Origin of the sequence: Clostridium thermobutyricum DSM 4928 (assembly GCF_002050515.1) — a bacterium.
Taxonomy (GTDB): Bacteria; Bacillota; Clostridia; order Clostridiales; family Clostridiaceae; genus Clostridium; species Clostridium thermobutyricum.
Genome location: NZ_LTAY01000048.1, coordinates 19,855 through 43,649, shown reverse-complemented (window position 1 = coordinate 43,649; position 23,795 = coordinate 19,855). Strand labels below are relative to the sequence as shown.

17 protein-coding genes and 1 pseudogene are annotated in these 23,795 nt (G+C 26.6%); 3 read left to right on the top strand and 15 right to left on the bottom strand.

Going from position 1 to position 23,795, the window contains the following annotated elements; all coding sequences use genetic code 11:
- The first annotated feature begins 226 nt into the window (after positions 1 to 226).
- Entirely contained in the window at positions 227 to 2,170 is a 1,944-nt protein-coding gene (locus CLTHE_RS09355; protein WP_080023087.1) for an FUSC family protein, read from the top strand.
- 48 nt (positions 2,171 to 2,218) lie between these two features.
- Here the strand turns inward: CLTHE_RS09355 and pfkA are convergent, their stop codons facing one another.
- Both pfkA and gloA read right to left on the bottom strand, forming a co-directional pair.
- Complete coding sequence (pfkA, locus tag CLTHE_RS09350; RefSeq protein ID WP_080023086.1) at positions 2,219 to 3,169, bottom strand: 6-phosphofructokinase; 951 nt, start codon at positions 3,167 to 3,169, stop codon at positions 2,219 to 2,221.
- 54 nt (positions 3,170 to 3,223) lie between these two features.
- Positions 3,224 to 3,604, bottom strand: coding sequence for a lactoylglutathione lyase (gene gloA, locus CLTHE_RS09345; RefSeq protein WP_080023085.1), 381 nt, complete (start codon positions 3,602 to 3,604; stop codon positions 3,224 to 3,226).
- Between the two features lie 256 nt (positions 3,605 to 3,860).
- Here gloA and CLTHE_RS09340 point away from each other — a divergent pair, with 256 nt between their 5' ends.
- Complete coding sequence (locus CLTHE_RS09340; protein ID WP_080023084.1) at positions 3,861 to 4,667, top strand: dimethylarginine dimethylaminohydrolase family protein; 807 nt, start codon at positions 3,861 to 3,863, stop codon at positions 4,665 to 4,667.
- Positions 4,668 to 4,702: 35 nt separating this feature from the next.
- Here CLTHE_RS09340 and CLTHE_RS16535 read toward each other — a convergent pair whose 3' ends face one another.
- Both CLTHE_RS16535 and CLTHE_RS09335 read right to left on the bottom strand, forming a co-directional pair.
- Positions 4,703 to 4,849 carry a MetS family NSS transporter small subunit gene (locus CLTHE_RS16535; RefSeq protein ID WP_143324058.1) on the bottom strand — a complete coding sequence of 49 codons (147 nt, stop codon included), beginning with the start codon at positions 4,847 to 4,849 and terminating at the stop codon, positions 4,703 to 4,705.
- Positions 4,850 to 4,868: 19 nt separating this feature from the next.
- Positions 4,869 to 6,410, bottom strand: a pseudogene (locus CLTHE_RS09335) (sodium-dependent transporter).
- A 247-nt stretch (positions 6,411 to 6,657) separates the two neighbouring features.
- Here CLTHE_RS09335 and CLTHE_RS09330 point away from each other — a divergent pair.
- The gene (locus CLTHE_RS09330; RefSeq protein ID WP_080023083.1) at positions 6,658 to 6,960 is read left to right on the top strand and encodes a hypothetical protein; all 303 of its coding nucleotides are present in this window, start codon (positions 6,658 to 6,660) and stop codon (positions 6,958 to 6,960) included.
- Positions 6,961 to 7,139: 179 nt separating this feature from the next.
- Here CLTHE_RS09330 and pulA read toward each other — a convergent pair whose 3' ends face one another.
- From pulA to CLTHE_RS09275, 11 genes are all read right to left on the bottom strand, one after another.
- Positions 7,140 to 9,134 (bottom strand): type I pullulanase, encoded by a 1,995-nt coding sequence (gene pulA / locus CLTHE_RS09325; protein WP_143324057.1) that lies wholly within the window; start codon positions 9,132 to 9,134, stop codon positions 7,140 to 7,142.
- Positions 9,135 to 9,225: 91 nt separating this feature from the next.
- On the bottom strand, positions 9,226 to 11,241 hold the full coding sequence (locus tag CLTHE_RS09320; RefSeq protein ID WP_080023082.1) for an amylo-alpha-1,6-glucosidase: 2,016 nt from the start codon (positions 11,239 to 11,241) through the stop codon (positions 9,226 to 9,228).
- Positions 11,242 to 11,264: 23 nt separating this feature from the next.
- Complete coding sequence (locus CLTHE_RS09315) at positions 11,265 to 13,625, bottom strand: glycogen/starch/alpha-glucan phosphorylase (protein ID WP_423237263.1); 2,361 nt, start codon at positions 13,623 to 13,625, stop codon at positions 11,265 to 11,267.
- 65 nt (positions 13,626 to 13,690) lie between these two features.
- Positions 13,691 to 15,184: a 4-alpha-glucanotransferase gene (malQ, locus tag CLTHE_RS09310; RefSeq protein ID WP_080023080.1), complete on the bottom strand. Its 1,494-nt coding sequence runs from the start codon at positions 15,182 to 15,184 to the stop codon at positions 13,691 to 13,693.
- A 23-nt stretch (positions 15,185 to 15,207) separates the two neighbouring features.
- Positions 15,208 to 17,322 (bottom strand): TIM-barrel domain-containing protein, encoded by a 2,115-nt coding sequence (locus tag CLTHE_RS09305; protein ID WP_080023079.1) that lies wholly within the window; start codon positions 17,320 to 17,322, stop codon positions 15,208 to 15,210.
- Positions 17,323 to 17,369: 47 nt separating this feature from the next.
- Complete coding sequence (locus CLTHE_RS09300) at positions 17,370 to 18,383, bottom strand: LacI family DNA-binding transcriptional regulator (protein ID WP_080023078.1); 1,014 nt, start codon at positions 18,381 to 18,383, stop codon at positions 17,370 to 17,372.
- A gap of 215 nt (positions 18,384 to 18,598) precedes the next feature.
- The gene (locus tag CLTHE_RS09295) at positions 18,599 to 19,525 is read right to left on the bottom strand and encodes a sugar ABC transporter permease (RefSeq protein ID WP_143324056.1); all 927 of its coding nucleotides are present in this window, start codon (positions 19,523 to 19,525) and stop codon (positions 18,599 to 18,601) included.
- 4 nt (positions 19,526 to 19,529) lie between these two features.
- Positions 19,530 to 20,459, bottom strand: coding sequence for a carbohydrate ABC transporter permease (locus CLTHE_RS09290; RefSeq protein ID WP_080023077.1), 930 nt, complete (start codon positions 20,457 to 20,459; stop codon positions 19,530 to 19,532).
- Between the two features lie 72 nt (positions 20,460 to 20,531).
- Complete coding sequence (locus CLTHE_RS09285) at positions 20,532 to 21,743, bottom strand: sugar ABC transporter substrate-binding protein (RefSeq protein ID WP_080023076.1); 1,212 nt, start codon at positions 21,741 to 21,743, stop codon at positions 20,532 to 20,534.
- A 60-nt stretch (positions 21,744 to 21,803) separates the two neighbouring features.
- Entirely contained in the window at positions 21,804 to 22,913 is a 1,110-nt protein-coding gene (locus CLTHE_RS09280) for an ABC transporter ATP-binding protein (protein ID WP_080023075.1), read from the bottom strand.
- A gap of 638 nt (positions 22,914 to 23,551) precedes the next feature.
- Positions 23,552 to 23,749 (bottom strand): heavy-metal-associated domain-containing protein, encoded by a 198-nt coding sequence (locus CLTHE_RS09275; protein WP_002596708.1) that lies wholly within the window; start codon positions 23,747 to 23,749, stop codon positions 23,552 to 23,554.
- Positions 23,750 to 23,795 lie beyond the last annotated feature (46 nt).

Genomic DNA, 23,795 nt, shown 5'->3' with positions numbered 1-23,795 from the left:
TAATTAATATATTTATATAACTATATCTATTTATCTCTACTCATATTTTATTATATAGTTTTATTGAAGACATTATAAGAGAAAGTTTTAATAGAAGTATTACTATTCTTATAATATTATATATTTTAAGTTTATAAAATTTGAAAATTTATTCCATTAGTGGTATACTCCTCAAAAAGTAATATATTAAATTTTAAAATTAAACTTTTAATTAAGAGGTATACAAATGAAAAAATTAATAGTAAATAATACAATTCTGTTTGCATGTATTATGGCATATATATTTCTTTTTAAATTTATATTTGGAAATGATAATATTTTAGTTGCTGTAATGTCTATAACCGGTATTCTAATGTTTATGGGAAAAGATTTGACTGGAGAACCAATAAAAAATACTTTTGGACTAGTTTTCTTCTATTTATTAATAGGAATAGGAACTTTTTTTGCTGCAAGTAATATGTGGGTAGCCATTCCTATAAATTTTATAATAGTATTTTTCATAAGTTATTCTTTTGGCCACATTTTAAAAACTCCAATGTATATTCCATTTACTTTTCTATATTTATTTTTATTAGCATATCCAGTACCATTATCAGCCCTTCCTTTAAGATTAATTTCTTTAGTAGTGGGAGCATTAAGTATAATGGCCCCACAATTTTTAATTAATAAAAATAAAATTGAAAAAGCAAGTGAAAAAATATTTATAGGACTATTAGAAATCCTTAATCGCAAAATACAATTTATTAATTCAAATAAGTCTACTGAAGAATTAGATATTAAAATAAATTCTATGATTCAAAATTTAAAAGATATAATTCATGATAAAAAAGAAAAAAATTTTTATATTGTAAAAGAAGGTAGAGATAGTTTAGATATTTTAGTTTCTATAGAAAAAATAAACCTTTTAATATCAAATATAAATCCAAAAGAAAATATTCTAAATGATGTATCTAAGTTTTTCTCTATTTTCAAAGAATTTTTAATAAATAAAAATCCAGAAGAACTTGATAAATACATACTAAATTTAAATAATAAATATAGTAATTCTGTAAGTAATTTAGAAATACAAATTCTAGGCTCTATTATATTTTTAAGAAATTCAACTAATAGAGTTTCTATTATAAATAAAGAAAGTAATAAAACTAAAATAACAAACAATATTCAAGATGATATTTATGGATTAAAAAATATTAAATTTAACTCAATAAAATTTACTTATGCTTTTCATGTAGCTATTGAAGTTTCAATAGCATGTTTTATAATGGATTATTTTAATTTACATCAAGGTAGATGGATTATGTATACTGTTTTATCTCTTACAAACCCAATTTTCGAAGCTACAAAGTCAAAAGCTAAAGATAGAATTATAGCTACTACTATAGGTGCAATTTTTATAGGTATCACTTTTACTATATTTAAAGATAATGCAATTAGAAGCTTTATAATCATTGGAGCTGGATATGGAAACATATATTGCAAAACTTATAGACAAAAAATTATTTTTGTTACAATGTCTGCAATAGGAGCTGCTGTAATGGTTAATGCAACTGAAGCTTTAAATAGTACAAGCCATATTGTATCTAATCCAATTTTATTAAGCTTACAAAGAATTATATTTATTTTAATTGGTGCTTTAATTGCATTATTAATAAATAAATTTATATTTAAATATGATTCTGAAAAATCTAATAATAATTTAAATAATATCTCTAATGAATTAATAAAAGATTTATTAAATAACTTAGATAAATTATTTGAAAAAGATAAATTAGATCATTATATAAATAATGTATATATTTTAATTTCTCAAATAAATGATACTATTAAAAACAATATTAATATATCTAAGAAGAAAGATATTTATGATAACTATAAAATTTTAAATAATCATAAGTTGCTATTTGTATCAACTATTTATGAACTAAATAAATTTGTGCATAATTTATCTTTAACTAATGAATCAAAAGATAATCTTAAAATACTTACCTCTAAACTTAATAATGTTAATTCAATTTTAAATGAAAAAGATGAATCTTTTGAACTATCAAATTTTAAAGATTTAAACGAAAAAATAATAGCTAGTTCTTTAATAGAAATAAAAAATAATTATATTATTTTAAATAACTTAATAGATATAAATGATAATATTGAAATTTTATCTCCTGCTTAAAGCTTAATAAAAAAATAGTATCTCAAATAATTGAGATACTATTTTCTATTATAAAAGAAGCTCCATTAAATCATATTGCTCTTTTTTAATATCTTTTTCTTTATTAACATCTTTAATATCTACGCTTATCATTTCATTATTGCGTACACCAACAGCTTTACCTGATACTCCTTTTTTAAGAAGTTCTACAGCATGTGCTCCCATTCTTGAAGCTAGAATTCTATCTGCTGCAGATGGATTACCACCTCTTTGAATAAATCCAAGTACAGTACTTCTTACACCAATACCAAGATTATCTTCTAAATATTTTTGAACTTCTTCAATATCATACATTCTTTCAGTTATTATTATGATGCTATCTTTCTTTCCTTTTTCTATATTCTTCTTAAGGGCAGTTTTTATCTGTTCAAGACTTAACTTTCTCTCTGGAGTTGAAATTATTTCTCCTCCACCAGCTATTGCTGAGTAAAGAGCTAAATCTCCACAATATCTTCCCATAACTTCTACAATTGTAGCTTTTTCATGAGAAGCATCAGTATCTTTTATTTTTCTTATACAATCTAAAACTGTATTTAGAGTTGTATCAAATCCTATACAATAATCTGTATATTTTAAATCGTTATCAATAGTTCCAGGAACACCTATAACCTTTACATTTAAATCATGAAGCTTTTGTGCTCCTTGAAAAGAACCATCTCCTCCAATTACAACTACAGCATCTATTCCATATTTTTTTAAATTATCTAAACCTTTTAATCTTCCTTCTTCTGTAGTAAATTCTGGACATCTAGAAGTTTTTAATATAGTTCCACCTGATTCTGAAATATAATCTACATCAGATTCAGTTAATTTGTATATTTCTTCATTAAGAAGTCCTGTATATCCCCTTTTTATTCCAAAAGTTTCTATACCGTATTTAGTTGAAACTTTTACTATAGCCCTTATAACTGCATTCATTCCTGGTGCATCTCCACCACTTGTTAAAATTCCTATTTTCATGGTTTTCTCCTTCGCAATTCAAATTATAATTTATTCTATGTTGTAAGCTTAAAATTATAATCTTATTACTTCAATTTGATATCCATCTGGATCAGTTACAAAATAGTATTTTGGTGGTTCTCCTGGTAATCCTTTTAAATCAGTTACTTTATATCCTAATTCTATATGCTTTTCTCTAAACTCTTCTAAATTTTCTACTCCAATTGCTGTATGACTAAATCCATTTCCTAATTCATAAGGCTTTTCTACATCATAGTTATAAGTAAGTTCTATTTCATATCCACCTTTTTCATTTGATAAATAAACAAGTGTAAATTTATATTCAGGAAAATCCTTTCTGCTTGTTTCGATTAATCCTAAAGCTTCTTTATAGAACTTTAAAGATTCCTCTAAATTTTTTACTCTAATGCATGTATGTAGCATTTTAACTGCCATAGTTATCACTCCTTAAATAATTTTTTTAATCACAATATTTTTTATATTCCCCTTTTTATCATATCATTTTTTTAACTTTTAAATAAACTGATTCATCTAAAAATAAAATAATATTAATAATAATTTTTTTTAAGAATATGGTTAATACTAAATAAAGTATTATATAATTCATTATTTTTATAATTGTATATATTATTTTATTTATACTCTTTATTAGTTGATGCTAATACAAAAGTATATTATAGAGGTGAAATTTATGGATATAAGTCATAAGAACCATTATGAGGAAATTGGTACATTTATAATGTGCTATCCTTCTAATTTTAAATTAGTTCATTTTTCCCTATTTAAAAAATTAAATAGAAATAAAATGTTTAAGCAATATAATGATTTTATAAATCTTCTTATAAATCAAGGTTCTAAAGTTCAGTTTTTAGAACCTATTTATGGAGCTAATCAAGTTTTTACTAGAGATGTTGGCTTTGTAATTGATGATATTCTCTTTATTTCTAAAATGGCAAATAAAAATAGAGCTAAAGAAATACTTGCTCTTGAAGAATATATTAAAGACAAACATAAAAAAATATATAAAATGAAAAATTCTATTGAAGGTGGAGATGTTCTTATATACAATGATTATATTTTTGTTGGGATGAGTAATAGAACAAGTATGTCTGGCGCACTTGAACTTGGAAATTATCTAAAATCATTAAATAAAAATTATACTATAATTCCTATTAATTTTAATAAAGATAAATTGTTGCATCTTGATTGTGTTTTTAATATTTTAGATGATAACCATGCTGTAATTTCAAATTATGTTTATGATAAAGCTATAATTCAAAAAATAATAAAAAACTTATATTACTTAGATAATAAAACTACTTGCGAACTAGGAACAAACTTTATTAATTTAGGAAAAAAAAGAATTGTGACATCTCATAAAAAAGTAAAAACACTCCTAGAAAAATTAGGATATAAAGTTTTCTATCTAGATTATTCAGAAATACTAAAAGCTGGTGGAGGATTTGCTTGTAGCACACTTCCTGTTTTTAGAAAATAAAAAAAGATTCAATATAAAATATTGAATCTCTTTTTTTAAGCATCACATTCTAAATTTTCATCTTTTCTTAACTCTACATCTAACTTTTTCTCATTTCTAAGAAGTATTGTTAGTGAGGCTATAAATCCTCCCCACAATACAGTTGCTCCAATTATGAAAAATAATATTGATGTTCCTGTCATTTTTATTATCTCCCTTTTATTATTTATTGATTTCTTCTAATATTAATCTATCTTCTTCATCATTTTCGTCCTCTTCATAGTCTTCAATCTTTTTATCTTTCCATGGTTTCTTAGATAAAATTAATGAAACTATTATTCCAAAGCCAATAACACTCCATCCATAAGCAATAAGATTAGATAAATCATATCCACCATAATGTGCACTTATTTCATTAATAACATTTTGTAATATCATATAAATTAAAATTGCTGGAGTAATAAACTTTATTGATATATCCCACCATTTTCCGACTTTAATATATGATATTTTATTTGAATGCTCTCTTAAACTTTTTGGCGTAACTATCCATCCAATTAATATAACTTCTAAAAGTCCTACAACTACTATTCCATAATTATTTATAAAAGCATCCATAATATCTAAAAGATATAATCCTGCATTAGTTGCAAAAGCTGTACTCATACAAGCTCCAATTATACACATACAAGTAACAACCTTTTTTCTACTCCAACCAAATTTCTCCTTAAAAGGTGCTGAAACTGTTTCTGTTAGTGAAACTGAAGATGTTATACCAGCAAATATTAAACATAGGAAAAATAAAGGTCCTAAAAAACTTCCTATTGGTCCCATAGCAGAAAATATTTGTGGAAAAGCTACAAATGCTAGTCCTACACCACTTGAAACTACTTCAGATATAGGAACACCTTGAGCTGTTGCCATATAGCCTAATATTGAAAAAACAGCTATAGCTGATAAAAATTCAAAACCACAGTTTGCAAATGCAGTTACAAACGCACTATTATTAATATCTGATTTTTTAGGAAGATAACTTGAATAAGTCATCATTATTCCAATTGCTATACTTAATGAGTAAAAAACTTGTCCATAAGCTGAAATCCAAACAGATGGTTTTAAAACCATTGACCAATCTGGAGTAAGAAGTGTATTAAGTCCTTCAGATGCTCCATTTAAAGTTACAGCTCTAATTGCAATTATTATCATTATTATTACTAACATTGGTAATAAAATTTTATTTATTTTTTCAATTCCTTTTTTCACACCTTTATAGCAAACAATCCAATTAATAATTCAAATTGCTATTACTCCTAAAAATATATACCATACAACTCCTCCTAATTCAAAAGGTGAATTGCTTAAATTTAAAAAATCATTATGGAAGAAAATATTTGAATCACTTCCCCAACCTTGCTTAAAACTAAGAACGAAATAATTCATAGCCCAACTTATAATAACTGAATAATATGCCACTATAAATGCTGAGGTTATAGTTGGCCACCATCCAATCCATTCCCATTTTTTTGAAGCTCTAGCTATAGCAAGAGGAGTTGATCCTCTATATTTATGTCCCATAGAGTACTCTAAAATAAGTAATGGAATTCCTGCAGTAAATATTGCAAAGAAATACGGTATTAAAAATGCTCCTCCTCCATTTTCATATGCTATATATGGAAATCTCCATATGTTTCCTAGCCCTACTGCTGAACCTATTGCTGCAAGAATAAAACCTATTTTTGACCCCCATTCTTCTCTATTTTCCATAAAGCCCCTCCTTCTCTCAATATTATAATTTATTAATAAAATGCATTATTTTTTAAAAATGAATTTATATTATCGTTTAATTATTATTAATATATTTATTATAATACATCTATTTTGAATTTTTGTCATTATTTAACTCAAACTTGTACATTTATCAAAACTTGTTTCAATGTAAACATTTAACTTTTTTTATGTTAAATTATTATGTTAAAATAAATTTATATTTTTTATGAAAAGAGGTTTAAAAATGGATTGGTATTGCTTAGTATTTAATAGTGGTGAAATAAATGGTGCTGGTTCTGCTCAATATTTATACGAAAAAATTTGTGAAGGTGATTTTTCACTAGTAGGTGATATTGATATAATTGATAATCTTTATAATGAATTAATGGAAAAAAACTTTAATATAACTGCTGATAAAGGTCCAGGTTTTATTGTAATTGGTTGTTCTTTAGAGGATGCAGATTTTATAGATAATTTTGTAAGTGAGCTTTGTAAAAAGCATAAACTTTCATACTATGAACCTCAAAATATGAGATATCAATTTTAAAAAGAGATGAATTAATTTCATCTCTTAATTTATTTAAATTTATAATATTTTTAATAAAAAGATCATAGTAAATTTAATAAAAAAATTATTTAAAATATAAAATTAATAACAAATTAAAAGGCTCTCATAAATGAGAGCCTAATATATAGGGGTATAAATTATAACTATTAAGACGAAATTTATTTTTGAACTAAAACTAAAGCAGTTCTTCCTAGAAGCTCTATTTTAGCTTCATTTATATTTTTAATTCCAAGTTCGTTTACTTCTTTCCCATTAACAACTAATGTCCAAGTTCCACTTGGAAGTTCTAACTCTACATCTTCTTTATTTCCATTAAATAAAACTAATACTTTTTTAAATTCATCTAAGCCTTCACTATTTATTGTGTAGCCTACTAAATTCTTTTCTTCAAATTCCATAAATTCTATTCTTTCATTTATATCCTTTGAACTATTCATCCTAAATGCTTTATGATTTTTTCTAAGTTTTATTAATCCTTTATAGTAATTAAATATATCTATATATTTTTCTTTTCTTGTCCAATCTAATTTATTTACTAAGTCGCTTGATTTAAAGCTATTTTCTATTAGCTTTCCATTTTCATCGCATTTTGTTCTAAGAAGTTCTTCTCCTGCATGAATAAATGAAATTCCTTGTGAAGTTAAAACAATTGCCGCTACTAATTTATTCATTTTTATTTTTTCTTCTTCACTTTCATCAGTAGCACTTATTTGAAGCTTATCCCATAAAGTGTAGTTATCATGAGCTGAAGCATATGTTACAGTTTGGTATGGCTCATTTGCCCAAAATTTATCTGAATAAATTACATCTTTATAATTAACTTCACTATGGTTTGTTGAAGCAACTATTCCGCATTTTATTGATTCTTCAAATCCTTGTCCGCCATTTACAAATCCAGGTTTCTCATCTATAAATACATCACCTTTTATTGCATCTCTTATATCATCACTAAAAGCTGCTATTTGAAGTTCTCCATATTGAACTGTATTTTTCTTTAAAGCCCTATCTTCCTCTTTTAATGGGCTATCTCCTCCAGTCCATCCTTCTCCATAAATTATTATTGAATCATCTACTTCATCAAGAGCTTTTCTTATAAGCTTCATTGTTTCTATATCATGAATCCCCATAAGATCAAATCTAAATCCATCTATATGATATTCTTTAGCCCAATAAACAAGAGAATCTATCATAAATTTTCTAAACATACTTCTATCTGAAGCAGTCTCATTTCCACAAGCTGAAGCATCTGAAAAATCTCCATTTTCATCTTCTCTATAATAATAGTACGGCACTACTTTATTAAATAATGAATTTTCTGCTTCATAAGTATGATTGTAAACTACATCCATAACAACTCTTAAGCCTTCTTTATGAAGATTATAAACCATTTCCTTAAATTCTTTTATTCTCACATCTCCATCAAAAGGATTTGTTGAATATGAACCTTCAGGACAATTATAATTTTCTGGATCATAGCCCCAATTATATTGTGGAACATTTAAATTCTTTTCATCTACTGATTTATAATCAAAAGTTGGAAGTAAATGAAGATGAGTTACACCAAGATCTTTTACATGATCTAAGCATGTCTTAAATCCATTTTTAGTTCTTGTGCCCTTTTCTGTAACTCCTTTATATTTTCCTTTAAATTCTGCTCCTGAATTTTCATCTATAGTAAAATCTCTTATATGCATTTCATATATTATTGCATCAGTATAATCTTTAAATTCTGGTTTAACATCATTTCCCCAATTTTCTGGATTTGTTTTCTCTAAATTTACTACCATGCTATATTCACCATTAGCACTAACAGCTTTGGAATTAGGGTCTATTACCTCATTTTGTTTATCATCAATTTTCACTTTAAATCTATAATAACTTTTATCTAAATCACCTTTCTTTTCAGCAACCCAAACTCCATTATTATCTTCACTCATATTTATTTCTTCAATTTTTGTGAAATTATCCTTTTCTTTTGAAAATAATACTAGCTTAACTTCACTAGCAACTGGTGTCCATAATCTAAATATTGTGCTTTCTTTTGAATATATTGCTCCTAATTCTAAATCAGAAGTATATCTTTCTTCAAACTCACTTGAATTAAATATCTCTCTTATTTTTTTCTTATCTTTATAAATATCTTTTATATTCATTTTAAAGCTTCCTCTCCTAAACAAATTTTAATTTTAAAAATTTCTATAGGTTAGAAAGTAAATTTTCTAACCTATAAAACTATTAAATTTATTAGTCAAATATGTGATTATGTGCTTTTTCTAAATTCTTAATATTCCCTCTTACGCATTCATAATAAACTCTTAAAATTTCACCTACACCCCAAGCTTGGTTATAACATCCTCTTCCGTGATGTGGTGCATCTCCATCAAATATTTCTGCTATTCCACCTAAGCATCCATCTTCAATATGTGATTCCATTTCCTTTAAAGCATCATCAATAAATTCTCTTGCTTCTTCTGAATATTCATTAACTTTAAAATATCCACTTAAAAATGCTCCAAGTGGGAAAGACCATACAGTTCCTTGATGATATGCCATATCTCTATCTGTAAGTTCTCCAACGTAAACTTTTTTATAATCTTCATTTCCTCTATCTAAGCTTCTTAACCCAAATGGAGTATATAATTCATCATAAATTTTTTCTATTACTTTTTCTTCTTTTTCCCTAGGAAGCATTGTAAATGGTAATGAAATTGCGTAAGCCTGATTTGGTCTTATAGCATTATCACTTTCTTCATCATTTACAACATCATAAAGACATTGGTCTTTTTCATTCCAAAACTTCTCATTAAAAGATATTTTAACTTTTTCAGCTAATTCTTCATATTCTTCGTAATCTTTATCTCCAAATTTCTTTGCTAATAAAGCAGAAATTTTTAAGGCATTATACCATAAAGCATTAATTTCAACTGGCTTCCCATGTCTTGGTGTAACAACTATTCCATTTGCTCTTACATCCATCCAAGTAACTTGGTCTAATCCATTTCCTGCACTTATCAAATAGTCTTTATCCATTTTTATAGAAAAATCAGTTCCTTCTTTATAAGCCTTTATTATATTTTTAATTGTTTTATACAATTCTTTTTTTACAAAATTTAATTCTTCTATATCATCCTTATATAAAAGATACATATATATAGCATGAATATACCAAAGTGAAGCATCCACAGTATTATAAAATGGATCTTGTCCAAAGTCTGGGAACATATTTGGAATAAGACCATTCTTTTCATATAAACTAAAGCTTCTTAAAATATCTTTTGTATCATCTAACCTATCAGTTGACATAGAAACTCCAGTTAAAGCTATCATAGTATCTCTTCCCCAATCTAAAAACCAAGGATATCCTGCAAGAACTGTTTTGCTATTTATAGAATCTCTATCAACTATAAACTGGTCAGTTGCTATTGGAAGCAATTTTGCTATTGTTCTATTATCATCTTTAAATATATTTCTTAATTCTTTTATTCTCTTTTCTTCTTTAAAAACTATTTCTTCTGGATTTATTTCTCCATCTTCAATAGTACAAACGAAGTATACTTTCTTTTCTTCATAAGGATTTATATCTATTGTTAATTTACCTGGTATATAATATCTTTCTAAATAATCATCTCCAGTGCTTTTATCAACATCATAATATACTTCTTTAGTTATACTTTCATTTTTTGATGATACTCTTCCACCTACAGTAAAAATTTTAATATTTATTTCTTCTTTAAGAGTTGGATTTAATTTAAATCCATTTATAATATTTTTTTTCTTAAAATTTAAATTTTCAGCTTCTGAAACATCTCCAGGATTTCTAAATGCCATATATGGAATAAGTTTAATTTCTCCTCCATTTTTATTTCCTTTTATTAAATATTCTATAACTGCTGTATTTTTTCCCTTTTCTAAAAAAACTCTCTTTCTAATAGTTGTACCATTTATAAAATATTTATATTCTGGAATACCATCATAGCTGAAGCTTTGAAGGTTTTTAAAACCTTCAATAACTTCATCATTAAATTTAGTAGTTGTTAGAGGATATTCTATTTTGTTTGATATAAATTTTTCCTCTACTTTTGGAAGAATCATATATCTTTCATCAGGTGATTTTAATGCTGCTATTAATAATGCATGATATTTTCTACTATTTGATCCTATCATAGTGCTTCCTGAAAATGCACTTCTTCCATTTGCTAGCATCCATTCTTTTTCTATACCTTTTTCATAGCTTGTAAAATTATTTTTTCCAAACCTCATAACACTATCTCCTAACTTTAAAATTATAAAGTATTTTTAGTTTGCTTAATGTTCCATATTTCTTTACTATATTCTAATATTGTTCTATCTGAAGAGAACATTCCTGCATTACACATATTTTTAAATGCCATCTTAGCCCATCTTTTTTCATCTTTATAAGCTTCAAAAACTCTATCTTCAGCCTTTTTAAAGCTTTCAAAGTCAGCTAATAATAAATATCCATCTCCCTCTTCTATTAATGAGTTATATAAATCTTCAAATAAACCTGTATTTCCATCATCAAAAGTTCCATCTATTAAAGAATCCACTACTCTCTTTATTGAAGAATTATTTTCATAATATTCTTTACTATTGTAGTTTCCTCTCATTTCTTCTATTTCTTCAACAGTTAATCCAAAGATAAAGTTATTTTCCTCACCACTTTCTCTTACTATTTCAACATTAGCTCCATCCATAGTTCCAAAAGTAGGTGCTCCATTTAACATAAACTTCATATTACCTGTTCCTGATGCTTCTTTTCCTGATGTTGATATTTGTTTTGAAAGGTCAGCAGCTGGGAATAATTTTTCAGCATATGAAACTCTATAGTTTTCCACAAATACAACCTTTATTTTCCCATCTATTTCTTTATCATTGTTGATAAGTTTTGCAACTTCATTAGTAAACTTAACTATTGCTTTTGCTCTTCTATAACCAGGGAACGCTTTTGCCCCATATATAAATGTTGTTTTAGGAATATCTAAATTTTTATCTTCTTTTAATCTAAAATAAAGGTCTAAAACATATAAAGTATTTAATAATTGTCTCTTATACTCATGTAATCTCTTTATTTGGATATCAAAAATTGAACTTGGATCTAATTCCACTCCTTCAGTTTCTTTTATATATTTTGCAAGTTGTTCTTTTTTAGTATGCTTTATCATCATAAATTTCTTTAGAATCTCTTCTTCATTAATAAACTTTTCTAATTCTTTAAGCTTACTTAAATCCTTAACCCAACTTTCATCTCCTAAAAGTTCTGTTATAAAATCTGATAATTCTCTATTACATAATCTAAGCCATCTTCTTGGAGTTATTCCATTAGTTTTATTTTGGAATTTTTCTGGATATAGTTTATACCAATTATTAAGTTCAATATCCTTTAAAATATCTGTATGAAGTTTAGCTACTCCATTAACTGCAAAGCCTACTGCTATTGCAAGGTTTGCCATTCTTGATACTCCATTCTTAACTATTCTAAATTCTTCAATTTCTTCTTTAGAATATCCTTTTCTCTTTAATTCATTTATAAATCTTGTATCAATCATTTTAATTATTTGCATTATTCTTGGGAATAAAGCTACAATTAATTTGTTATCCCATTTTTCAAGAGCCTCTGCAAGAATAGTGTGGTTTGTATAAGCAAATACCCCTTTAGCAATCTTTAATGCATTATCAAATTTTAATTTATAATCATCTACTAAAATTCTTATAAGCTCTGGTATAGCTAAAACTGGATGAGTATCATTTAATTGAATTGCATGATATTCAGATAAATTTTCAAAGTTTTCTCCATGTAATTTTACATGGCTTCTTATTATATCTTGAACAGATGCACTTACTAAGAAGTATTGTTGTTTAAGTCTTAATAATTTTCCTTGTCTCATATCATCATTTGGATATAAAACTCTTGATATATCATCAGCTTTATTTTTTAATTCTACTGCTTTTGCATATTTACCCGAATTAAAGGCATGGAAGTCAAAGCTTTCTAAGGCTTCACATTTCCAAAGTCTTAATGTATTTATATTTTTACTATCATATCCTATTATTGGTGTATCATATGGAACTGCTTTTACTTCCATATCTTTAAATTTAACTTTAACTGTTTCTCTTTCACGTCTTATACTCCATGGATCTCCATAAGTTAACCAATTATCAGCACATTCTTCTTGGAATCCATCTTTGAAGTATTGTTTAAATAATCCATTTGAATATCTTATTCCGTATCCTCTTAATGGCACTTCCATAGCTGCTGCTGAATCCATAAAACAAGCTGCAAGTCTTCCTAATCCACCATTACCTAATGCTGCATCTTCTTCTGCCTCTTCTATTTCATTTATATCAATATTTAATTCTTTTAATAAATCTGAAACTTCTTCATAAAGACCTAAATTTATCAAATTATTTCCAAGAGCTCTTCCCATTAAATATTCAGCTGATAAATAATAAGCTTGTTTTCCTTTTGAATAAATCTTATTTGTGTTATTCCAATTATCTATTATAGTTTCCATTAAAGCTGATGAAAGACTACTAAAAATTTCTCCTTTTGAAGCTTCTTCTATAGAAACTCCATATTTTATTTTTAATTGTCTTTCCATAGATACCTTTAATTCATTTTTCATAATTTAAATCCTCCAATACTTCCTTATCCTAAATCATTAGATTCCCTATCTACTTAAATTTAAGATTAAATTCTTCCATATAATTTAGTTAAATCTTTTAATTTTTTTGCTAATTCATCTGTTAATTGATCTTTTTTTATTCTCCATTGCCAATTTCCACCTAAAACTGATGGAATATTCATTCTTGCTTCACTACCTAGATTCAATAAATCTTGCATAGTCGCAATTGCTAAAAAACTAACAGAACCCCAAATTGCTCTTATAAAATCATAACTATCATCTAAATTTTTAACATTTAAATAAGCTAATGCTTTTTCTTTTTCTTCTTTAGTTGCCATAGTATTTACCCATCCCATAATAGTTTCATTATCATGAGTTCCTGTATAAGCAATTGAATTTTTTATATAGTTATGTGGTAAATCTGTACTATCTTCTCCTCCAAAACCAAATTGAAGAACTTTCATTCCTGGAAAACCTGTTTCATCTCTAAATTCTATAACTTCATCTGTCATAAATCCTAAATCTTCAGCAATAATATTTAAGTCTCCAAGTTCTTTTTTTATAGCATTAAAAAGTTTTATTCCTGGTCCTTTTACCCACTTTCCATTTACAGCTGTTTCATCTCCATATGGAATTTCCCAATATGATTCAAAACCTCTAAAATGATCTATTCTTATCATGTCATATAGTTTAAAACTTTCTCTTATTCTTGAAATCCACCATTTATAATTATCTTTGTCCATAGCTTCCCAATCATATATTGGATTCCCCCAAAGCTGACCTGTTATTGCAAATGCATCTGGTGGACATCCTGCTACAACTTTTGGTTTATTGTTTTCATCAACTTTAAACATTTTAGGATTGCTCCACATATCTGCACTATCCTCTGCAACATATATAGGTAAATCACCTATTATTTCTATCCCATTATAATTTGCATAATCTTTTAATTCTTTCCATTGTTTAAAGAATAGGAATTGAATAAATTTATAATATTCAATTTCATCTTTAAGCTCTTTTCTGTATTTTCTTAAAGCCTTTTCTTCCCTATTTCTTATATCCTCATCCCATTCTTTCCAAGAAACTAAATCAAAAGTTTCTTTTATAGCCATATAATCACTATAATCATCTAACCAAAAACTATTTTCATTTTTAAATTTTTCATATTCAAATGCTTCATGTCTATTTAGTTTTTTATTTTTAAAATTTTTATAAGCAGTTTTTAAAATCTTATTTCTTTTCTCAAATATTAATCCATAATCTACTTTTTCTTCTGATGCTCCAAAATCTTCATTTATATAATCTTTAATGCTCAACAATTCATCATCAACAAGGATATCTAAGTCTATAAAATGTGGATTTCCTGCAAATGCAGAAAAACATTGATATGGTGAATCTCCATAACTTGTATGTCCCAAAGGTAGTATTTGCCAATACTTTTGTCCTGCTTTAACTAAGAAATCTACAAACTTGTATGCTTCTTCACCAATGGAACCGATACCAAACTTTCCTTCCAAAGATGATATATGCATTAATACCCCACTACTTCTTTTTTTCATAAAACCAATCCCCTTTTAACCTTTTATATATAATATACTTTTTTTACCTCTTTTGAACCTTTAGAAATTATAGTTATATTTAATTTTTTATCTTTTATATTTCCATCTATGTTTATATTAAATTCTTCTTTATCTTTTATTATTTCTATGCGAAGTTTATCAAAAATTCCATTTAAATAATCTTTTGATATTCCATCATCATCATATAATTCATATATTGCTTTATCTTCTACAAATGCTATAATGTTTAACTCTTTATTTTTTATACTTTGAACATTTTTAGCACTTTCTCCTAAAAGTATCATCTTATCTTTTCTTACAAAGAAAATAAATTCTTCAAGTTCTACATTTATATAATGATGTCCTTTAGAAAAGACTTCATAACTAATATCATTTAATCCTTTTGCTCTTACCATTAACATATCTTCTGGTAAATAAACATATCTTCCTCTAGCATTCTGCTTTATTATTGGAGTTAACATTAATGAATCTCCCATTAATATTTGATCTTCTATTTCCCCTGAAGTTACATCATTATATTCAAAGCTTAATGGTTTAAACATAATATCATTATTTATTGCTGCTTTCATATATTCACTATAAATATATGGTACTAATCCATATCTAAACTCTATAAGATTTTTTAATATTTTTTCTGATTTTTCTCCAAAAGAGAAAGGTTCTTGGTTTCTTGTTCCCATTGCTGAGTGATTTCTAAATAAAGGTGTAAAAATACTAAATTGGAACCATCTTATCATTAAATCTGGAGTACAATTTCCTCCAAATCCGCCTGTATCAGCACCTGTATAAAGGTATCCACACATATTTAAATTTGGCATCATTTTAACATTCATTTCTAAATGTTCCCATAAAGATGTATTATCTCCTGTCCATATACCACCATATCTATGCATTCCTATTGATGAAGCTCTTGAAAATAATAAAAATCTTTTATCTTTATCAATTGAATCTAATCCTTCAGCAGCTGCTCTCGTCATATTATGACCAAAAAGATTATGAACATCATTATGTTTTATAATATTTCCATCCATATTATGATAAAAACTATTATAATCGGAAGAACTATTACTTAACCCCATAAAGGCATCTTTTAAAGCAAAAAAGCTATAAATATCTAAATTTTTATTTTTACTTTCCTCTACTATTTCATAAGCTTTATTTAATCCCTCTTCAGAATAGAAAATAGCTGGCTCATTCATATCATTCCAAAATCCATCTATTCCTTTATCAACTAAAAATTTATATTTCTTTCCAAACCAAAGTCTAGCTTCACTATTTAAGAAATCTGGAAAATGAACTTTTCCTGGCCATACTGCTGCCACAAAAGGTTTTCCTTCTTTATCTAAACAGTAATATCCTTTTTTAATTCCTTCTTCATAAACATCATATCCATTTTCTATTTTGCATCCAGCATCTATTATAGGAATTAATCTTATTCCATCCTCTTTCATCTCTTTAACCATCTGGTCAAAGTTTGGAAACGATTCATAATTAATTGTGAAATTTTTAAACTTTTCCATATAATCTATATCTAAATAAATACAATCTATAGGAATATTTTTTTCTCTAAATTTCCTTCCTATTTCTCTTACTTCTTTTTCTGTTGCATAACTCCATCTGCTTTGTTGATATCCAAATGCCCACTTAGGTGGTACATAACTTTTTCCAATAAGTTCTCTGAATTCTTTTGAAATTTCATTTAAATTAGTTCCTTCAATAATATATAAATCATAATTATTTTCTTCTACTTCTATTGATAATGTATCTATTTCTGAATATCCTATATCAAATTTAACCTTTGATGGTGTATCTATAAAAACACCAAAACTTCTATTTTCTCCATGTATTATTATAAAATTATGTGCTCCATAAAGTGATTTTTTATCTTGAGCATGATTTGGATCATCTGAACAATAACTTTCAAATATCCATCCCCTTTTATTTATTCCTCTTACATTTTCTCCAAGTCCATAAACTAAATCTTCTTTTTCTAATTTAAAACTTAAAACAGAATCTTTTTCTAAAAAATAAGGAACTTGTCCATTTTCCTTTTCTATTTCTTTTACTACTGAATTACAATCAATTATTTTTCCAAATGAAAATCTTTTAATACTCACAATTATCACATCCTTATATTTTAATTATGTATATATAGGAATATGCTTTATTTTTTTACAGAATCTCTTTCTATAAGCTTAGTATCTAATACTATATGCCTATTTTCCCCTTTATTTTTTATAATATCTAAAAGTACAGCTATACTATGTTCAGCCATTTCTTCTCTTGGCTGAGCTATAGTTGTTATAGAAGGATTATAAAATTCTGAAATTTCCATACCATCAAATCCAATTATTGATATATCTTTCCCTACTTTAATCCCCATGTCTTCTAGAGCTTTTGTAGCTCCAACAGCCATAATATCAGATATACAAAATATAGAATCTAGATTTTTATTTTTGGCTATAAGTCTTTTTGCAGCATCATATGCTCCTCTTGTACTATAACCTCCATACTCAATAAATTCTTCTTTTATATCAATATTACTTTTTATTAAAGCCTCCTTATACCCTTGAAGTCTTTCAGATGCAAGTCCAATATCTTCTTTAATTCCAAGAATTATTCCAATATTTTTATGATTTCTTTCTATAAGATATTTAGTTGCAATAAAGGCAGATTCTATTTGCTTTATTCCTACATACGAGAAATTATTAACCTCAGTATTATATGTGCTATTAGTTGATGCTAAAACTAGTGGAATTTCAATATTTTCAAAAGTTGTATTATCTATTTCTTTTAAATCACAACCTAAATATATTATGCCTTGAAGTTTTACTTCCTTTTGAAATTCTATTAAATTTCTTATTTCATCTGCTCCTCTAGCAGAATAATCTGTATGTCTTAAAAGCATAGTATAATCATTTTGACTTATTCTTTTCCCTATTATATCTACCATCTCAGATAAAAATGGGTTGAATACACCTCTAATTAATACTCCTATAGTATTAGAGCTTAATTTCTTTAGATTTCTTGCACTATTATTAGGAATATAGTTGTTTTCTTTTATTATTTTTTGTACTTTTTCTCTTGTTTCATCCTTTACATCCGGATGATTATTAATAACTCTCGAAACGGTTCCAAGACCTACTCCTGCAAGACGTGCAATATCTTTTATATTCATAACCCATAAACTCCCTTTGATTATATTTCATTGTATATATTTTTTGTCTTAAATAAAAATACTAATTCTATATAATTATATTAGACATTTTTCAATGAAATCCTTTAAATTTTTATAATTTAAAAAATTATTTTTATTTTATATATTTATTCTCTTAAATATTTTATTTCTTTATTTAATATAAAGGGCATATTTACAATTAATGTAACTTCAATTTATTCTTTAACTGCTCCTGCAACTAATCCTTTTGATACAAATTTTTGTATTGATACAAAAAGTATTGCAAGTGGAATAGTAGCCATTACAGATGCAGCTGCATAAGCTGTCCAATTTGTAGAAACTCCACTATCCATAAATGATTTTAATCCTATAACTAATGTTTTTAGACTTGGATCTTTAAGTAATGCTGCTGAAAGTACGAATTCTCCAAAAGTCCCAATAAATGAGAAGAAAAATATTACAACAAGCATTGGCTTACATAATGGGAATATTATTTTCCTAAATATTTGATTATGATTTGCTCCATCAACTAAAGCTGACTCATCTAATTCTTTTGGAAGTCCATCTATAAATCCTTTCATTAACCAAATATTATATGCACTTGCTCCACACATTACTAAAATTAAGAAGAAATGATTGTCCATACCATTTAATCTATATGAAATTGATAGTATTGCTGGTAATGCCATTGAAGCTGGGAACATTTGAAGTATTAAAAGTGACATAAGCCCATATTTTTTTCCAGTAAATCTTAATCTACTAAATGTATATGCTGCAGGTAAAGTCATTAAAACTTGTGCTGCTGCAACAAAGAAACAAACTTTAAATGAGTTCCATACCCATAGTAAGAAATCAGTTTCTTTTAGCACATAAATATAGTTATCAAAAGTAATTTCTGAAGGAATAAGTTCTTTTTGAATAAAGCTTGAACCTGTTGAAAGTGAAGCTGTTACTATTGCAAGAACTGGAAATAATATTATAAGTATGCTTGCCCATATAAAAATTCTGCTTAACCAAAGTGTTACTTTTTCCGGTTTAGTCATTTTTCTTTTATACTTATATTTTTTCTTTTTTCCTTTTTTATTACTTACATTAATGCTCTTTGGTTCTATAGAATTTATTTTATTAGTCTTTAATTCCATTTATCTATTCCCCCTTAAACTGCCCTGATGCTCTCATTTGGAAGAATGCAATTGTTCCAACTATGAAGAATAATATAATTGAAAGTGCTGCTCCTAAATCAAATCTACCAAATTGAGTTGTCATTTTATAAGCTGCTGAACCAAGTACATCAGTATATCCAGCAAATGGTGAATCTGGTCTTACAGGTCCTCCTCCTAATAAAAGAAAAGCTGCTGTAAAACTACCGAAATTAAATGACCATGAACCTATTAATAATGGAAATGCTGTATTTGCAAGTGATGGAAGAGTTATTTTAAAGAATTTTTGAAAAGCTGATGCTCCATCAATACTTGCTGCTTCATAATAAGTTTCTGGAATTGCTGATAATGCTCCAATACAAACATTCATCATATATGGGAAACCAAGCCAAATACTAATTGCTAATACTGCTAATCTAGCTGGTCCTGGTTCTGTAAGCCACATTATTGGTTCAGATATTAAATTTAAATTCATTAATATTCCATTTATAGCACCATATTGACTATTTAAAAGTCCTGTAAAAGATATAGTAATAATAGCTGCTGGAAGAGCCCATGGTATTACTAAAAATCCTTTATAAATTGAAGATTCTTTCATATTTTTATTTGATAAAACTAAAGCATATATTAATCCTACAATAAATCCACCTAAAGTAATTATTGTAGCTGAAATTATCGTCCAAGTGAAAACTGGTAAAAATACTTCTTTTAAAGGCCCAAATAAAACATCTTTAAAATTCTTTAGTCCAACAAATCCCCAGCCTTTATTTAAAGTTTTTATATTATAATTAGTAAAAGCTATTATTACTGTAAATATTATAGGAAATACAGTTAATATAAGCATACTTATCAAAGCTGGTGATAGAAATTTAATAGCTCTTAAGTTGTCTTTTACTGTTACTTTTTTCTTGCTCATAATACCCCTCTCTCATTTTAACTTAAAAGAATGGAGGAAAATTTCCCTCCATCCTCCTTAGTTTTATTTATATTATTGTTGTGTTTCTATCCCCTTTTTAACTGCACTAACAATGTCTTCTGCAACTTTTTTAGCATCTTCACCTTTGTAAACTCTAGTTATTTGAGAAGTTGCATTCCATACAGCTTGCATTTCTAAAATATTTGGCATTGGAACAGCTACTTTTGATTGATCAACAAATCCTTGTAAGTATTTATTTTCTTTTATTGCATCACTTGCTAAAACATCATTTAATACTGGAATTCTATTTCCTACTTTAAATAATTCTTCACTCTTGTTATCAATTAACTCTGATAAGAAATCAAATGCTAGATCTTTATTTTCTGATTTTGCACTTACGAAAGCTGTTTGTACACCTAAGAATGACTTGTAGTCTTTACCATCTATTGTTGGAACTGGAGCTACTCCGAAATTTAATTTAGCTTGCTCAAATTGTTCAACATCCCATGGTCCTGAAATATAGAAAGTTGATTTTCCTTCTTTAAAGTTTGTTGAAGCTATATCTCCTGTTATATCTTCTGGCATAAGCTTATGCTTTTTAACTAAATCTGCTAAGAATTGATATCCTTTAATTGAACCATCATTTGCAAGACCTATATCATCTGCTTTTAACGCGCCTTGCTCACCACCAAAGATATATCCTCCTAAAGTTTGTACTATTCCTCCTGTAATATAGAAGTTTCCTAAATCAATTTGGAATCCATCCCCATCTTTTTTTGCGATTTCTATTAATTCTTCCATAGTTTTAGGAGCCTCTTTAACTTTATCTTTATTATAGAAAAGTGCTACTGTTTCTTGTGCTAATGGAATTGCATAATTTTTTCCTTCAAAAGATGTTGCATTCCATACACTTTCACTACTATATTTACTCTTGTCAAATTTACCATCTGGAATTTCTTCTAATAATCCAGCTTCGTAGAATGAAGCTAAGTTATCATGTGGCATACCAATATATATATCTGGCCCTTTACTTGAATTAGCTGCTTGTAAATAATCTTGGAATCCTCCTTCATCATTAACAACTTTTACAGTATTTCCAGTTTTCTCTCCCCAAGCCTTTGCTTGTTCTTCTATTGTTTTCATTTCACCATCTTTAACTTTAGTCCAGATAGTTATTTCTTTTCCTCCTTTAGAATCTGATCCTGATGCTCCCCCACATCCTACAAATAATGATCCTGCTACTAGTGTTGCCATAAGACAAGCTAGTATTCTCTTTTTAGCCATATAAATTCCCCTCCATAAATTCAAAGTTTTATTTTAATTAAATTTTAAACACCCTTATAATTATAAAATTGTAACTTGAGTTTCCTCATCGAAAACATGAATATCGTTTACATCAATAGCAAAATCTATTTTTTCTCCTATTTCTTTATTACCACTACCCTTTGTTTTTATTATTATTGCTTTTGTTCCTAGTTTTGTATGAACATAAATTTCTGACCCTAAATTTTCTGTAAGTTCTACTTCACTACTAAACTTAAATTTTGATTTTCCTTCTAATTCATCAATATTATAAAGTATTTTTTCTGGTCTAATTCCTAATATAACATCTTCATTTAATGAATTAAATTTGTTTATCTTATCAACTTTCTCTTTATCTAACTCTACTTTATTACCTTCAATTTCAATAAACATTTTTTTATCTTCTTTTATCAATTTTCCATATAAGAAATTCATTTGAGGACTTCCTATAAATCCTGCCACAAACATATTTACTGGATTATTATATATTTCATTTGGAGTTGCAACTTGTTGTATTACTCCATCCTTCATAACAACTATTCTTGTTCCTAAAGTCATTGCCTCTGTTTGATCATGAGTTACATAAATAAATGTAGTATCTAATTCTTTATATAATTTAGATATCTCTATTCTCATTTGAACTCTTAATTTAGCATCTAGATTTGATAAAGGCTCGTCCATTAAGAAAACTTTTGGATTTCTTACAATTGCTCTTCCCATTGCAACCCTTTGTCTTTGTCCTCCAGATAAAGCTTTTGGCTTTCTATCTAAAAGATGTTCAATATCTAAAATTTTTGCTGCATTTTTTACTTTACTTTCAATTTCATCTTTAGGAACTTTTCTTAATTTAAGTCCAAATGCCATATTCTCAAATACAGTCATATGCGGATATAAAGCATAATTTTGGAACACCATTGCTATATCTCTATCTTTAGGTGCTTTATCATTTACTAATTGATCTCCTATATAAAGCTCTCCTTCACTTATTTCCTCAAGCCCTGCAACCATTCTTAATGTTGTTGACTTTCCACATCCTGATGGCCCAACAAAAACTATAAACTCTCTGTCTTTTATTTCTAGATTAAAATCTTTTACAGCTTCAAACCCATTTTCATAAATTTTGTATAGATTTTTAAAAACTAATCCTGCCATATTAACCCTCCCATTTAATTCTGTAGCATATTACGGAAACCTTTCCAAAAAATTCAAAATAAATCTATTGTTTTACTTTATAATTATTTTTCATTTAAAGTAACAATATAAATTAAATATATCCTTATTTTTCTATTTAATTTATATTTAAAAACATTACCAAAGATTCCTAAATATTTTATTCAATTATATTTTTCGGAAACCTTTCCAAGTATAGAACTCTTCTCCCATATATTTTATCAGGAAACGTTTTCTGTAAATTTATTTTATCACCATTTTTTAACAACTTCAATAGTTTTTGTTAAATTTGTTACTATTTTTTTAATACAATATTTTTGATATTTTTATTAAATAAATCATTAATCACCATCAATATAGTTATATTTTTTTAAATATAACTTATATATAACTTTTAAAATATTAATTTAAACATATTTTATTAATATTTTATATTTTAATTTTTGAAAATTTATATCTACTTTATCTTTTTTATATTAATATTTATAAAAAATAAAAGAGGTTGAAAAACAACCTCTTTATTTATGCGATTCTTTTTTATTATGTATCCTAGTTAAAGCTTATTATTAAATAAGACTATCCTACAAATTTTATAGTATAGTCTTATCAAAGAATTTAAATTATTCTTCTATTGATACAACATCAAATCCAAAATCTTCAATAGCTTCTTTTAAATCTGCATTATTTGCTGTACCTTCAACAATTGCTTTTCCAACAGTAACTTCCATTGAGTCAACTCCATCAACAGTATTTAATGCTTTTTTAACTCCTTCAACACATTTTTGACATGACATTCCTTCGATTATTATTGTTTTCATTTTTCATTTCTCCTTTTATTTTATATTCTCAACAAGATACAATGCC

Excerpts from the sequence above, each read along its gene's own strand:
- CLTHE_RS09355 (WP_080023087.1), top strand. The coding sequence starts at position 227 with ATGAAAAAATTAATAGTAAATAATACAATTCTGTTTGCATGTATTATG.
- pfkA (WP_080023086.1), bottom strand. The coding sequence starts at position 3,169 with ATGAAAATAGGAATTTTAACAAGTGGTGGAGATGCACCAGGAATGAAT.
- gloA (WP_080023085.1), bottom strand. The coding sequence starts at position 3,604 with ATGGCAGTTAAAATGCTACATACATGCATTAGAGTAAAAAATTTAGAG.
- CLTHE_RS09340 (WP_080023084.1), top strand. The coding sequence starts at position 3,861 with ATGGATATAAGTCATAAGAACCATTATGAGGAAATTGGTACATTTATA.
- CLTHE_RS16535 (WP_143324058.1), bottom strand. The coding sequence starts at position 4,849 with ATGACAGGAACATCAATATTATTTTTCATAATTGGAGCAACTGTATTG.
- CLTHE_RS09330 (WP_080023083.1), top strand. The coding sequence starts at position 6,658 with ATGGATTGGTATTGCTTAGTATTTAATAGTGGTGAAATAAATGGTGCT.
- pulA (WP_143324057.1), bottom strand. The coding sequence starts at position 9,134 with ATGAATATAAAAGATATTTATAAAGATAAGAAAAAAATAAGAGAGATA.
- CLTHE_RS09320 (WP_080023082.1), bottom strand. The coding sequence starts at position 11,241 with ATGAGGTTTGGAAAAAATAATTTTACAAGCTATGAAAAAGGTATAGAA.
- CLTHE_RS09315 (WP_423237263.1), bottom strand. The coding sequence starts at position 13,625 with ATGAAAAATGAATTAAAGGTATCTATGGAAAGACAATTAAAAATAAAA.
- malQ (WP_080023080.1), bottom strand. The coding sequence starts at position 15,184 with ATGAAAAAAAGAAGTAGTGGGGTATTAATGCATATATCATCTTTGGAA.
- CLTHE_RS09300 (WP_080023078.1), bottom strand. The coding sequence starts at position 18,383 with ATGAATATAAAAGATATTGCACGTCTTGCAGGAGTAGGTCTTGGAACC.
- CLTHE_RS09295 (WP_143324056.1), bottom strand. The coding sequence starts at position 19,525 with ATGGAATTAAAGACTAATAAAATAAATTCTATAGAACCAAAGAGCATT.
- CLTHE_RS09290 (WP_080023077.1), bottom strand. The coding sequence starts at position 20,459 with ATGAGCAAGAAAAAAGTAACAGTAAAAGACAACTTAAGAGCTATTAAA.
- CLTHE_RS09285 (WP_080023076.1), bottom strand. The coding sequence starts at position 21,743 with ATGGCTAAAAAGAGAATACTAGCTTGTCTTATGGCAACACTAGTAGCA.
- CLTHE_RS09280 (WP_080023075.1), bottom strand. The coding sequence starts at position 22,913 with ATGGCAGGATTAGTTTTTAAAAATCTATACAAAATTTATGAAAATGGG.
- CLTHE_RS09275 (WP_002596708.1), bottom strand. The coding sequence starts at position 23,749 with ATGAAAACAATAATAATCGAAGGAATGTCATGTCAAAAATGTGTTGAA.